This is a genomic window from Akkermansia massiliensis (genome assembly GCF_018847375.1).
GTDB classification, from domain to species: domain Bacteria; phylum Verrucomicrobiota; class Verrucomicrobiia; order Verrucomicrobiales; family Akkermansiaceae; genus Akkermansia; species Akkermansia massiliensis.
Map to the genome: position 1 here is coordinate 232,439 of NZ_CP072036.1, position 14,857 is coordinate 247,295.

The 14,857-nt window shown below is 55.6% G+C and carries 8 protein-coding genes and 1 tRNA gene; 8 read left to right on the top strand and 1 reads right to left on the bottom strand.

All coding sequences use genetic code 11. The features are described 5' to 3' along the window. Window positions 1-43 precede the first annotated feature (43 nt). The 5 genes from J5W70_RS01025 to J5W70_RS01045 all read left to right on the top strand — a co-directional run bounded on the left by J5W70_RS01025 (window position 44) and on the right by J5W70_RS01045 (window position 5,813). Window positions 44-119 (top strand) — tRNA-Ala (locus tag J5W70_RS01025). A gap of 52 nt (window positions 120-171) precedes the next feature. Further along, window positions 172-1,719, top strand: a complete 1,548-nt coding sequence (locus J5W70_RS01030) for an O-antigen ligase family protein (RefSeq protein ID WP_022397534.1) — start codon at window positions 172-174, stop codon at window positions 1,717-1,719. 97 nt (window positions 1,720-1,816) lie between these two features. Beyond that, window positions 1,817-2,566, top strand: coding sequence for a 3-deoxy-manno-octulosonate cytidylyltransferase (gene kdsB, locus J5W70_RS01035; protein ID WP_022397535.1), 750 nt, complete (start codon window positions 1,817-1,819; stop codon window positions 2,564-2,566). An 11-nt stretch (window positions 2,567-2,577) separates the two neighbouring features. Further along, a complete protein-coding gene (pyrG, locus tag J5W70_RS01040) occupies window positions 2,578-4,185 on the top strand; it encodes a CTP synthase (RefSeq protein WP_022397536.1) in 1,608 nt (535 codons plus the stop codon). Between the two features lie 65 nt (window positions 4,186-4,250). Further along, on the top strand, window positions 4,251-5,813 hold the full coding sequence (locus J5W70_RS01045) for a sodium:solute symporter (protein WP_022397537.1): 1,563 nt from the start codon (window positions 4,251-4,253) through the stop codon (window positions 5,811-5,813). A 555-nt stretch (window positions 5,814-6,368) separates the two neighbouring features. Here the strand turns inward: J5W70_RS01045 and J5W70_RS01050 are convergent. After that, entirely contained in the window at window positions 6,369-9,278 is a 2,910-nt protein-coding gene (locus J5W70_RS01050) for a hypothetical protein (protein ID WP_257228526.1), read from the bottom strand. A gap of 368 nt (window positions 9,279-9,646) precedes the next feature. Here J5W70_RS01050 and J5W70_RS01055 point away from each other — a divergent pair, with 368 nt between their 5' ends. The 3 genes from J5W70_RS01055 to J5W70_RS01065 all read left to right on the top strand — a co-directional run bounded on the left by J5W70_RS01055 (window position 9,647) and on the right by J5W70_RS01065 (window position 14,804). Then, entirely contained in the window at window positions 9,647-13,564 is a 3,918-nt protein-coding gene (locus J5W70_RS01055; protein ID WP_215841928.1) for a hypothetical protein, read from the top strand. 358 nt (window positions 13,565-13,922) lie between these two features. Then, window positions 13,923-14,438 carry a hypothetical protein gene (locus tag J5W70_RS01060; protein WP_215832681.1) on the top strand — a complete coding sequence of 172 codons (516 nt, stop codon included), beginning with the start codon at window positions 13,923-13,925 and terminating at the stop codon, window positions 14,436-14,438. A gap of 3 nt (window positions 14,439-14,441) precedes the next feature. After that, entirely contained in the window at window positions 14,442-14,804 is a 363-nt protein-coding gene (locus tag J5W70_RS01065) for a hypothetical protein (RefSeq protein ID WP_215832680.1), read from the top strand. Window positions 14,805-14,857 lie beyond the last annotated feature (53 nt).

Sequence of the window (14,857 nt, forward strand, 5' to 3'; positions counted from 1 at the left end):
TTTCAGGCGGCGGATGGAATAGATTCCCCCCGGTATTTTCCACGGGGTATTAGCTCAGTTGGTAGAGCGTCTCGTTCGCAATGAGAAGGTCAGGGGTTCGAATCCCCTATACTCCACCATCCATCTCTCTTTCCCGCCATTGTCTTTTATGCGGGAATCACGGGCAGCCCTATGAATGGTAATTTATTTAAAATTGTACTGATTTCAGTAGTTGCCATTCTCCTAGCCATCATAGGCGGCGTCATGTCGGCGGATGGAGACCCCTTTTCCATCGCCCTGGCTGTTTCCCCCTTCCTCCTGGCCGTCCTTTTCCTGATGAAGGAAAAGGTATGGTACCTGTGGATATGGCTTCCCCTGCTCTTCCTGCCCATACCGGAACTAAAGGACTACGCACCCCTCTTCGCCTACGGCATTACCATTCCCTTCTACTTGTGGAATGCCATGCTCAAGCGTTCAACCCTGACATGGAATGCCGCCCCTCTCCTGGACGCTGTCATTCTCGTGCTGTTCATGCATGTGGGCTACGTCTTCCTGAGCCACCCCTTCGGCCTGGGCCTGAATGTGCTGGAAGACTACTACGGGGGCAAGGGATACGTCCTCTTCCTTCAGGCGCTCCTTGCCTATCTTTGCCTCTCCTCCCTGAAAACCACCAGCAATGAACTGGGAAAGGTGCTTCAATGGGCCGTTTTTCTGACCATTATCTTCACGCTGATCTCAACCGCCCAGGGCATCCTTTCACCGAATTCTGCCGGAGCGAACCCGGCGGCGGCCGCAGTCTCGGCAAGCGCCGCCTCCGAAGACACGCGGCAATCGACCTTCCTCCAAATTTCCCTATTGGCGGTTCAACTACTCATCATCAACTACTCCGTATGGCAGATGATCAAACGTCCCTGGTGGGGCGCCCTTCTTGTCCTTGGAACCATCGGAGTCCTGTTTAGCGGATTCCGCTCCTTTATTGCGCAGCTTCTGCTCCTGTTTTTCACAATATCTCTGATCTACAAAAGATGGTTCTTCTGCATCCTGGTTCCCATCTTCGGAATGCTTTTGCTTCTGCTCCTCTCCTCCTCAGGAATGCTCCATTCCTTTCCTTACGGTATCCAGCGCACACTTTCAGCCCTTCCTTTCCTGGATGTCAGCATGCAAGCCAGAGTAAACGCGGAAGCGTCCATGAACTGGCGCTTTGAAATGTGGGAATGGGCTCTGGACGACCGCGAACACTTCATTCAGGACAAGGTATTCGGAGACGGCTTTTCACGGGATATCAGCATCGTGAAAGCCAACATCTATGAGGAAGCCTACAACCTCAGCCAGGACCAGTCATCCTTTGCCTGGAACGGACTATGGCACAGCGGCCCCATTTCCACCATTCAAACGCTCGGCTACGTGGGGCTTTCCCTGTACCTCATCCTGTCCGTCATCGGCATGACCTATGCATGGATCGTCAGCAGAATCTACCGCAACCACAAATACAAGCTGGGCATTCTTTACGTTTCAACCGTCTACTTCATCAAGCCGCTCACCTTTCTGCTGATCTTCGGGGATAGTACCACCATCTCCATGGACATCATCTCCCTGGCCATCATCAAGGTACTCTTCTCCTGCGCCAAAAAGGAAGGCCTGTACGTATCCCTCCACATCCGCAAGGAATACATGCCGCTCATTATCCAGAAGACGGAGGCAAAACCGCAGCCTGCCGCCGCGCCCGCCATTTCCGCCTGACCGTTCCGCCCCTACTCCGGAAAAACGGGCGCATCTGATGCTTGAGGCTGGACTAATTCAAGGGGAGTTGCTACCTTTCGATGCGTTTCCTCTTCTCATGGCAGCAGACTCTCCTCATCATATCATCGGCCTCATCCCGTCACGCTGGGGGTCCTCCAGATTTCCGGGCAAGCCGCTTCACCTCATTGCAGGAAAACCGCTTGTCCAGCACGTATGGGAACGCGTTTCCCGCTGCTCCCGCCTTGACGACATCGCCATCGCCACGGACGACCAGCGCATCTTCGACACCGCCGTGGCCTTTGGCGCCAAGGCGATCATGACCTCTCCGGACCATCCCAGCGGCAGCGACCGCCTGGCGGAAGCGGTGCAAGCCTTCCCCTCCGCCACTCATGTGGTCAATATCCAGGGAGACGAACCCCTCATTGACCCGGCCCTGATTGACAGGCTGGCGGACGCGCTGGTTTCTGACGGGGCCCTGTCCATGGCTACCGTGGCCTGCCCCATCAGCGCGCAGGAAGACCTGGACAACCCGAACATCGTCAAAGTGGTCCTGGCCGGCAACGGCGACGCCCTGTACTTCTCCCGTTCCGTCATTCCCTATGCCCGCCATCCCCGCGTCATCCCCCCGCTGCGCCATCTGGGCATTTACGCCTACCGCCGGGACTTCCTTGAAAACTACGTGCGCTGGGAACCCACCCCCCTGGAACAAACGGAATCCCTGGAACAACTGCGCGCGCTGGAAAACGGCGCCAGAATCAGAGTCATTCTGACGGACCATGTCAGCGTGGGCGTAGACACGCCGGAACAGGCGGCCCAGGTGGAACAAATCTTATTAAACATACATTAGGAACCATAATCATGAAATACATCTTCGTCACAGGTGGTGTTGTCTCCTCTCTCGGCAAAGGACTGGCGGCGGCATCCATCGGTACTCTGCTGGAACGCTGCGGTCTCAAGGTCACCCTTCAAAAATTCGACCCCTACTTGAATGTAGACCCCGGCACGATGAGCCCGTTCCAGCACGGGGAAGTGTACGTCTTGAACGACGGGGCGGAAACGGATCTGGACCTGGGCCATTATGAACGCTTCGTCCATTGCAACCTCTCCCGTCTTAACAACCTTACTTCCGGCCAGGTCTTTGAAAGCGTGCTGCATAAGGAACGCCGGGGAGACTATCTGGGTAAAACGGTTCAATACATTCCGCACGTCACGGATGAAATCAAAAACCGCCTTTATGAAGTCACGGAACAATCGGACGTGGACATCATCATCACGGAAATCGGCGGCACGGTAGGGGACATGGAAGGCCACATCTTCCTGGAAGCCCTGCGCCAGTTCGCGCTGGAAGTGGGCCGCGACAATGTCTGCTTCATCCACGTCACCCTGCTCCCCTACATCAAGGCCGCCGGGGAAATGAAAACGAAGCCCACCCAGCAATCCGTCGCCAAGCTCCGGGAAATTGGTATTCAGCCGGACGTGATCATCTGCCGGACGGAATACGATATGAGCGAAGACGAAAGGAGGAAAATCGCCATGTTCTGCAACGTGGAAGCCAAAAATGTCATCGCCTTCCGCGACGTTAAAAACACCATTTACGAATGTCCTCTGGACCTCAGCCAGGACAAAATAGACCGCATCGTCACCAAGCGCCTGGGGCTGGACGTTCCCGCTCCCAACCTGGCGGACTGGCAGCGTTACGTGGGGCGCGTCATCAGCCCAAGCCACTCCGTAAGGATTGCCGTAGTCGGCAAATACATCGCCCTTCAGGACGCTTACAAATCCATCTATGAATCCTTCACTCATGCCGGTGCTGAAAATGACACTCGCGTGGAAATCCTCCGGATAGACGCGGAAGAAATTGAAGAAAAAGGCGCGGATGCCCTGATCGGTTCCGTGGACGGCATTCTGGTGCCGGGCGGCTTTGGAGACCGCGGCATTGAAGGAAAAATACAAACAGTGGAATATGCGCGCACCAAGGGCATCCCGTTCCTGGGCATCTGCCTGGGCATGCAGGTAGCCGTCATTGAATACGCACGCCACATCTGCGGCATGGACGATGCCAACTCCACGGAATTCGACCAGAAATCCACCCACCCCGTCATCAGCCTTCAGGAAGAGCAGAAAGGAATCAAAGCCATGGGGGCCACCATGCGCCTGGGCTCCTATAAAGCCCTGATCCAGCCCGGAACTCTGGCGCACAAGCTGTACGGCAAGGACAGCGTCACGGAACGCCACCGCCACCGTTACGAATTCAACCCGGCCTACCGTGAAGAACTGGAAAACGCAGGCATGGTCATCAGCGCCGTTAATGATGAACACGGCCTGGTGGAAGTCGTGGAACTTCCCTCCCATCCCTTCTTCATTGCCTGCCAGTACCATCCGGAATTCCAGTCCGCACCCAACCGGGCTCATCCGCTCTTCTCCGGTCTGGTTTCAGCCGCGCTGGAACACAAGAGCCGCTCCTGACCCTTCACCCAGCCCGGGGCCTTTTCCGGAAACCCTGTTCCGGAAAAGGCCTTCTCTTTCCAGGCATGTTCACGGACCTCCTTGTCATCGTTGTCTACTTTCTGGCTATCTTCTGCATTGGCATCTATGCGGGACGCAGGCAGAACTCCCTGACGGACTATGCCCTGGGCAACCGCTCCCTGCCCTGGTGGGCCATTCTGGCCTCCATCCTGGCGGCGGAAATCAGCGCGGCCACCTTTCTGGGGGCTCCGGGGGAAGGCTACCATACCCGCAACTTCACGTACGCCCAGCTCTGCATCGGCACTATCCTGGGCCGCATCATCGTCGGCAAGCTCTTCCTCAAACCCTACTATGACTACAAGGTGGTCTCCATCTATGAATACCTGGAAAAAAGATTCGGGCTCCTGACGCGCCGCACGGCCTCCATGGTCTTCCTGGTCAGCCGGGTGCTCGCCAGTGGAACAAGACTTTACTTTGCAGGCATTCTGCTGGTCATTGCCTACCAATTCATGACGGACACCACGGCGGACGCCAACCAAATTGTCCTGCTTTACATTGCCGCGCTGGTCGTCATCTCCATCGCCACCACCATTTACACAGCCATCGGCGGCTTGAAAGCCGTCGTCTGGACGGATGTCCTCCAGGCCGTCGTGCTGGGCGTCTCCATGCTCTCCGCCCTGTGGGTTCTCTTCTCCCACATTCCCGGAGGGTGGAACTCCATCTCAGCCGCCATGAACGGAGGGGACGACTGGAAATTCTTCTCGTGGGGCACCAAGGAAGGCCTGGACTTCCTCCAGCAATGCGCCCATGTCCTGGGTCAGGAATACACGGTATGGGCAGCCTTCCTGGGAGCGACCTTCATCACCATGGCTACACACGGCACGGACCAGGACATGGTACAGCGGATGCTGGCCGCAAAAAGCAGCAAGGCGGGAACGCGGGCAGTCATCGTATCCGGGCTGCTGGACTTCCCCATCGTCATCGTCTTCCTCTTCACGGGCATTCTTCTCTACGTCTTCTACCAGTACAATCCGGCGTCCCTCCCCGCAGACACGCCGCAGCTCCATGTCTTCCCCTACTTCATCATCCATGAACTGCCCAACGGCATCCGGGGGCTGCTGATCGCCGGGCTCCTGGCAACCGCCATGGGTTCCCTGTCCACCGCTCTCAACTCCCTGGCAACCACCGCCACCAAGGACTGGTACCAGGGAGTATTCAAACCGGAAGCCACGGAACGTCAGCTCCTCCGGTGCGTGCGCTGGGGAACGGCCGGCTTCTCCCTGCTGCTCATCCTCGTCGGTTCCATCACGGCGTGGTACGTGGTGCACCACCCGGAAGTCCGCATCATTCAAATCGCCCTGGGCATCTTCGGCTACACCTACGGCTCGCTGCTTGGCATCTTCCTGCTCGGGATGCTGACGCGCACCAGAGGAAACGATTCAGGAAACATCATTGCCATGGCGGCAGGCTTCCTGGTCATTGCCTTGCTGACCGAACTCATCCCCCTGCCCGCCGACTGGAGGCAATATATTCCGGAAATAGCCTTTCCATGGCGCGTAACCATCGGCACCCTGGTCACCTTTGCCGTCGGCTTCGGTTTCAGGAGCCGCCACATCTCCGCACGCTGAACGGCATCCGCCGTTACCCGGCTTGCGTTCCGGCTTTCCCCTATTAAGGAAACTTGAAACCTTATTGCAGTTTCAGGACATCCCGTTATCCATTCGACGCCTCATTCTTCTGAAAGGCATGTTGACCACCACTCCTTTGCCCATAAAAAATGCATTCTCCAGCAGTGCTCTTCCCGTTACCGGAACAGAAAAGTAAAAATGAAGGTATTCTTTGCAAGTCTCCAACATATGAAACCGGCTGTGGAATAAACTACCGCTTTTATCTTTCCAGGAAGGCCCCCTCCTTCTATCCAACGGCACCTATCCTCTCCCAAGGAGAGGAAGAGAAACCTGGTTAAGAAATCGTCACAATCAGCAACGCATTGGTAGAATTACAGTTGTGCAACACCCCCACTTCCCGTCTTCCATCCCGTCCCCATTATTCCTATTACCCCTTTAAACCTTATAACCCCTATCTTTCTTTCCCTCCCTCCCCTTAAGCACAAAAAGAGCCGCTCCCCGTGGATGGGAAGCGGCGCTGGCCGGGAAGAAGAAAAAAACTCTCTCTCTCTTTTATTACACCTCCTCGGGAGACAGCCAGCGGAAGGAGACGATGTTGAACTTCCTCCCGAACGCCTTGTTCACCGCGCTCAGCTCCGTCTCCTCCAGCGCTCCGCTCTTCATGTTGATCTTCTTGACCGGCGTCTCCGGGCTGTCCACCGGGTCCACGTAATTGATCCCCCTCTGCACCACCGCCTCGCACCACGCCCGCGACAGCACCACACCCTCGCGGTTGGTCAGCTCCCCGTAGGCCCGGATCGTAAACGTGTCGTCGCGCGTCGTTAAAATATTGCCCAGCACCGCCAGCACGTCGGACTGGATCAGGTAGCCGGGCGCCGCCGTGTACACCGATCCCTTGGCCGCGTCCTGGTTCGGGTACCCTCCCTTGGGCGTGATGACCATGTCGGAGAGTTCGTCAAAGGTGCTGTTGATGGAGCTTTCGTCGATGGCCGCCTGAAGCGCCCCCTTCACCCCCATCTCCCCGCTCTGCAGGCGGCGGTTGACGAAGTCGGACATGTTCAGGAAGGGACCCCTCTTCTTGACCTCCTGGACCATGTTCCGGGCCAGGGACTTGATCTGCGAGTCGCTGAGCGTTCTGAGGTCGGACCACGCCATGGCCTCCCCGTCCGGGATGCCCTGGGTTACGCCCACCGAGCCGTAGTCGTCCACGTGGGACTTGTCGCTGCTGGCCACCCCGAAGCGGGAGAAGGCCGTCTGGCTGTTGTTGAGCACGGAGGGAGTCCCGCTCCGGGAGTAGAGGAGCTTGCGCTTTTTGAGCCCAAGCAGGGTGGCTTCCCAGGCGCGCTGGGAGGTGGAGTTGACGTTGAAGCCCCCGGCCACGGTGAGGTACTTGGAGGCGTGCTTGTAGCCTTCGTCGGTCTTGGAGAGTTCTTCGACGACGGCCTCGGAGGGCTTGCCCTGGAGGTCGGGCACGAAGCGCCTGTTGGCAATGCCGGCGGCCTTGTTGGAGGAGGCGTCCGTGGAGAAGGCCTGTTGAAGCACGGTTTTAAGTTCCTCCCTGCCCGTGCCTCCGATGCTGGAGGGGCGCGAAGCCAGGGAGGAGGTGAACCAGGAGTCCCAGAGGGCGTCGTTGACCATCAGGCCGTGGTCCCAGAAGTCGCCCAGGGAGGCGTCTCCCATGATTTCATTGTGGGAGAAGACCTTGTCGGGCGGGAGCATGGGGTCGGCAAAAGCGTTGCCGATCCCCACGCCCGGCACGCCGGACTGGTAGGCGAAGCGCTTGGCGATGGCCGCCTTGGAGTCGCTCCTGTACCATCCCGGGGTGAGGCGGCAGCCTGCGAAGCCGGCGAGGCTGGAGGGCTGCTGGAAGGGGAGTTCCGCGGCCACGATCTTGTTGACCTGCTCGGCGCCCGGTCCGCCGAAGGGGGAGAGCCTGGTGCCGTCGTTGGAGAGGATGTTGGAGATGGTGATGGGGAAGAAGTCGCTGTTGGCATTTTTGACTTCAAACTGGTAGGGGCTGTAGAGGCGTCCGAGCTCGGAGGCGGTGGGCATCTGCCCACCCCAGAAGAGAGGGCTGGAGTGCTGCCATGTCTTGGCGCGGTAGTCCTTGCCTTCCGGGTAGGCTCCGATCACCGGGGGCTTGCCCCATTTGACCGATACTCCGTAGTAGGCGATGAAAAGAGCGTCCGGATCCGCCTCGCCATAATAGCCCTGCCTTTCCTTGTTCTCTTCCGGTCCGGTATTGTTTTTCCACATGTCCGCCGGGAATTTGATGTTTTCAAGCAGAGGTTTTTCCCACGCGCCCCAGTTCAGGTTCAGCACGGCGGGCATCGTCTTGGAGAAGATGGCGGGGTCTGCCGTATTGGCGCCGTTCAGCTTGGTGGGTTGTCCCATCTGCTCCGCTCTCATGAGACCGGCCCCCATCGTGAAGGTTCCCAGCTTTTTGGAACCGGCTCCGAATTCGTCCGTATATTTATGGCTGAGGATGTGGTCGGAGGGTGTCCGGTCGGCGGTCGTGCCGGACCAGCCTTTCAGGTCGTCATCATTCTGGGCGAAAATGGCGGAGGCCATGAACGGGTCTCCGTCCAGGTACTTGTTGCCGTCAAAATTCTGGTATTTCAGGCCGGAGTACATGTTGACGGAGTAGCCTGTGGTCTGGGCGGAATCCAGGGACCAGCCTTCCTTCATGGCAAAGTTATCCGTTTTAATGTCAATACCATTATCTTTGGACCGGTAGACGGAGTTGCCGTGGAAGGGGTTGGACACGTCATCAATCAGGGGAATAGGCTGAGCGAAAATGACGATTTCTCCGGCTTTCAGGGTAGAAGGATTACCCTTGTTGGTTGAGCCGTCCGACTGGTAGGTGACTTTGTCACGGAAGGACGCGCCGAAGTCCGCCACCTGGCGGTCGTTTTTGTTTATGGCATTTTGAACGTAGGGAGTCAGGGGATGTTCCGTATAGTTGCCCATGGCCCCCACACCGCCGCCGTTTTTGATGTTGTGGGAGAACATCAGGGGCATGAAGCGGTGTTCGCCGAAGTAGGCCCCCCATACTTCTCCATTGGCCCCCTGGAATTTCATGTCTACGTTGTATGGGTTCCACCATACATAGACGGGAATGACGGAGAAGGCCAGATTGATGAATCCGCCATTTACGGAGGGATTCTGGCCGTTTGTTCCTCCGAATCTGGCGTACTGGACGCCGACGAAGGAGTAGAAGCGCAGCAGAATAGGATGGCGCATGTACGTGTAGCGGTTGTCCATCATTTCCATGTTCGCTGTGGCGTCAGACGCAATCAATGTGCTGGGGGAGGTCCCGTTCCACTGCAATGTGGCGGAAGCGTCCTGGCCTTCCCTCTTCGTGGAGGAGTCCCACACGTTGGCCCACAGGAAGAGCTGGTTCCAGGAGGCAATGGGCCGGTTCTGCTCGGTCGGGCTGCCGTCCTCGGAGGTATACGGACGCAATCCGATGTCTGCGGTGTCGCTACGGAATTCCTCAGGCAGCTTTTCTTGAGAGAATATGATATTCAGGTCTTTTTTCAATCCACCGAATTTAGAATCCGATTTTTCTTATAAATACCATAATATAAGATTTTAAGAACTGATTATCATAAAAATGCATTCTCCCCGCTTCCTTCCTCCTTCCAGATGGTTTCTCCGTCAATTTATTCTGCCTGCAATGCGCTTGTTTGAAGCAATTTTGAGCTTGCATGGACTGCCTCTTTTTTGTATTGACTAGAGTTAAGAATTGGCTCTTCGCACCTTCGTGACAGTGGGGATTTTTATATCCTCAAACTTGAGCGGAAAAGTGCACGCCGGAACCCACCATTTTCATGAAGATTAAACATTTCACTAAACGTCCTATCAGGCATGTCAGCAAAGGTTTTGCCCTGATTGCCACCATCACCCTGATGATGCTCCTGGCCCTTCTCAGCGTTGGCCTTCTCACCATCGCATCCTCACAGGTCCGCATTTCCGAAAAACAGCTCTTTGCCGCGGAGGCCAAATCCCTCGCCAGGTTTTCCCTGGAAGTGGCCCTCGGGCAGCTCCAGTGTGAGCTGGGGCCCGACCAGCGCGTTTCCGCCAACTCGGGCATCCTTTCCTCCGGCGCCAGCGAAGGCAACGCCCCGTACATCCTGGGCGTCTGGAACAGCTGGGATACCTGGCTCAACAAGACTAACTCCCAGGGCATGAACATTTCTTCCACCTACGATACGGGAAGAAAGTCCATGTTCCGCCGCTGGCTCATTTCCGACCCGGACCTGCGCAGGCTCAGCACGCTGGAAGCGGGCAAAAGCCTGCTGGGCAAACGTTCCCTTACCAACCAAAATTTCCGCAGTGTCGCCTTGGTGGACCATGGCACGGTGGGAACGCCCGTAGGCGCCAAGAACCAGGACAAAAAGGAAATCTACGCCCGCATGGTGCGCGTGGACGATTCCTCCAAGACCATGGGGCTGAAAAAGAACGCTAACTCACGCAAATACATTGCGTGGTGGGTAACGGGAGAAAACCAGAAGGCGCGCATCAACCTGATGCCGCATGCCTCGGAAGAAAGCACGGATGCCCTGACGGTGATGCGCTCCACGTGGGACACGCCCGGTCCCGATTTGGAGCCCCTCAACCTTTCTTCCATGATGGCATCGAGTTCCGGAAACGACATGTCCACAGTCAGAAAACTCATTTCCCTTGATTCTCTGCTGGCTAACAGTAAAAACGGCCGGCTGAAAGACTTGGGAGAGGTGTACCATGACATCTCCCTGGTTTCTTCCAGCCTGCTGACGGATTCTAAATTCGGTGGATTGAAAAAAGACCTGAACATCATGTTTTCACAGGAAAAACTGCCTGAAGATTTCCGTGGAGACACCTCTGATATCGGCCTCCGCCCGTACACGTCAGAGGACGGCAGCCCAACCGAGCAGAACCGCCCGATCGGTTCCTGGAACCAGCTCTACCTGTGGGCCAACGTGTGGGACTCCTCCACGAAGAGGGAAGGCCAGGACACTTCCGCCGCCCTGCAATGGGACGGCCGCTCCCCCAGCACATTGATTGCGGCTGATGCCGCCGCAAACATGGAAATGATGGACAACCGCTACACGTACATGCGCCATCCCATCCTGCTGCGCTTCTACTCCTTCGTAGGGATTCAGTACGTCAAACGCGAGGCCCAGCACGGAGCCCGCGGAGGCCATATTGACGTGCGCGTTTCCGTGATCCCGGTGTATGTCTGGTGGAACCCGTACAACGTGGACATGAAATTCCAGGGAGCGGAAGGCGGTCCCTGGGGCTCTTTCTTCGGAGAGCACCGCTACATGCCGCTCATGCAGACCAATAATTATGGCCGCATGCAAGGCAATCTGATCGAAAACTGGGATCCCTCTACGGCCACCTATTCAGAATCACCCTTTTCCCCGTATTCCCCCAACGACGGCTATAACAACCGCCAGATTGCCGACTTTGGAGCCTCCTTCCGGAAAACGTCGCAATTAACCTCGGGAGGGGTAGGAAAAGCCGGGGAACCTTCCACGCTCAAAGCGGGCGAAATCGTCATTTTCGCCCATCCCGTCGTCGAACGGATCGAACACGGCAACATGGTCACGCAATCCAAGGCAAACAAGAACGATGTGCGCGTGGACAACTTTGCTTTCAAGGAAGGCTGGGACCAGAGCCCCGGACAGGTCAGTTCCTATGCTATCAACCAGGCTGACGGCATTCAGTACCAGTATCTTTCCGGCAGCGGTTATGAAGACAGGGGAACGGCCATGATGTCCATCAAATTTGCGGAAACGCTGGACGATCTCAATTACACGCCTAACAGCGTTGTTCTCTGCACCAAGTATACAGACGAATTTTCCTCCAGTTCCAACAAACTCGGTTCCATCGTCATGGTTTCCGGCATCATGGATCCCAAGCAAATTGGCAAAGCAGGGAATTTAACCGCAAACACCGGAGCAGACATGAATGTTTTCTCCAAAGCCATGCCCTCTATTCTGAACCTGAACTGGGGCGCGTGGGAAAAACCCCTGCTTGACCAGGTCAAACTGCCTGCGGACATGTTCCTGGACAATGAAGGACCGGACGACAACCTGAAACGCCGCGGCAAATACGGCAGTGCGGCCCAGGATTCCACCTTCGTGGCCTACTACGGGGTATCGGTAAAATGGGGCAAGCCTCCGGTGATCGGAGCCTACCCGGAAGGCAAGGACTACCGCGCCAAGACATGGCAGCACTCCAGCCCTCTCTTCTGGGGTGGGCAGATGCCCACCGCCTCCGAGCTCGGACGCCTCTACAGTCCCTACCAGTTTGAAGTCAAAAACGCCAACAGCGACTTCTTCCCCATCACCATCTCCAACATCCTCTCCAACGACGGCACCAGGCTCTCCCCCTTCGGCGGGCCGGGCGCCGAGCAGGTCAACAAGATCGTGGCCGCGGAACTCCCCTTCCAGCAGCCCTCCAGCCTCGCCGGCTTCGCAGGCTGCCGCCTCACCCCGGGATGGTACAGGAGCGACTCCAAGGCGGCCATCGCCAAGCGCTTCGCCTACCAGTCCGGCGTGCCGGGCGTGGGGATCGGCAACGCTTTTGCCGACCCCATGCTCCCGCCCGACAAGGTCTTCTCCCACAATGAAATCATGGGAGACGCCTCCCTGGGCGACTTCTGGGACCACGGCCTGATGGTCAACGACGCCCTCTGGGACTCCTGGTTCACCTCCTCCCTGGCTTCGCGCCCCTCCAGCATCGGAGGCACGGGCAGGGAGGAACTTAAAACCGTGCTTCAACAGGCCTTCTCCACGGACGCCTCCTCCAACAAGGCCGCCGGCATTGCCAACAGGCGCTTCGTGCCCGACCTCCAGGGCAAGCCCTCCGAGGCCGTCGTCGAAGAACTCTCCAAGACCGACGAAGGCTACAAGCACGCCTCCAAGTACCTCACCGTGGCCGGGGGCTTCAACGTCAACTCCACCTCCCAGCGCGCCTGGGAAGCCACCCTGCTTGGGCTCAAAAAGCGCAAGCTCCTCTACTCCCGGAGCGGGACTCCCTCCGTGCTCAACAACAGCCAGACGGCCTTCTCCCGCTTCGGGGTGGCCAGCAGCGACAAGTCCCACGTGGACGACTACGGCTCGGTGGGCGTAACCCAGGGCATCCCGGACGGGGAGGCCATGGCGTGGTCCGACCTCAGAACGCTCAGCGACTCGCAGATCAAGTCCCTGGCCCGGAACATGGTCCAGGAGGTCAAGAAGAGGGGTCCCTTCCTGAACATGTCCGACTTCGTCAACCGCCGCCTGCAGAGCGGGGAGATGGGGGTGAAGGGGGCGCTTCAGGCGGCCATCGACGAAAGCTCCATCAACAGCACCTTTGACGAACTCTCCGACATGGTCATCACGCCCAAGGGAGGGTACCCGAACCAGGACGCGGCCAAGGGATCGGTGTACACGGCGGCTCCCGGCTACCTGATCCAGTCCGACGTGCTGGCGGTGCTGGGCAATATTTTAACGACGCGCGACGACACGTTTACGATCCGGGCCTACGGGGAGCTGACCAACCGCGAGGGTGTGGTGCTGTCGCGGGCGTGGTGCGAGGCGGTGGTGCAGAGGGGGATCAATTACGTGGACCCGGTGGACAGCCCGGAGACGCCGGTCAAGAAGATCAACATGAAGAGCGGAGCGCTGGAGGAGACGGAGCTGAGCGCGGTGAACAAGGCATTCGGGAGGAAGTTCAACATCGTCTCCTTCCGCTGGCTGTCTCCCGAGGAGGTGTAATAAAAGAGAGAGAGAGTTTTTTTCTTCTTCCCGGCCAGCGCCGCTTCCCATCCACGGGGAGCGGCTCTTTTTGTTGTGCTCCAGGGAGGAATAGGGAAGAGGGAGGGAAGGGATTGTTTTTACGGCGGGGTTCTTTGAAAGAAGTCACCTAAACCTATATTGCCAAGAGAAAGGGACTTTGCTCTAGGGGAGTTTAGTTATTATATAGAAAAGAATTGAAACATACTATCACAAAGTTGCTTATCCAAAAATATTAATATGGAAAAAACCGTCAATGCATGTAATTCACAAAAATTTTCTCAAATAAATATCAAATTTTATCTTGCCTAGCAGATAATTTATTGTATAAAAGCACGATATGATCAACTTGAAACAAAATACCAAGACGATAGAAACAGACTTTTTAAATGTCAAAGGAAACTTAATAAGTTGGCAGGATACTATCATCCAGATCAGCAATATTACCCTGATTTCAACATCTATCGACAAGCAGCCATTTCCTTGGTTGAGCATCGTTTTCCTTCTCGGAAGCTTTGCTTTCATGAATGTAAGTTCCGTCGTAGGGTACGGTTTACTCATAATTGCCATCGCTATGATTGCACTTTGGTACAAAAAATCTCAAAAATTGAAATCTCAGAAAAAATTGAACTTTATGTTGAATTCAGGAGGAATTTTCACATTAGTATTTCATGACAAAAAATTTCTAGATGAAGTTTTAGAAGTCTTAACAGAAATTCTCACAACTTCTTCAAGAAAAGAGTATTATACTATCAATATCAAAAATAATACGATTCAACAAAACTGCAATAACAAAATTGAAAATGCTACAGTAAGTGATGGTTCATCTCTTCTTAACGCATCTTTAGATTCTTAACAAATGAATATTACCATGGAATCCATAAATAAAAGTAATTGCAACAATGTTATCAAAGGGGTTTGTGTTAGCAATGGTTCATCATTTATGAATGTAACGACAAACCAACACGTGGACAATAATTCTGTAAACGATTTTGCTGATGAATTGGCACAAATTAGAGGAATTCTTCCTACTCACGAAGATATAGACCGGCTTCATCACGCTATGACTGAACTGGAATTGGCACTACGTAAGAATGATACCAAAACCTTTAGAGAAGGAGTCACGAAATATATGAAAGTTTTGTCTATTCCAATCTTTGTACGAATAGCTACTCCACCTTTGGTAAATGCGATTAGAGCTATATTTCCAAATATCTATTGATGTAGTATAGATGCAATAATCTCCGCCGTGCAAAATAACTTCTTTTTAGTGAT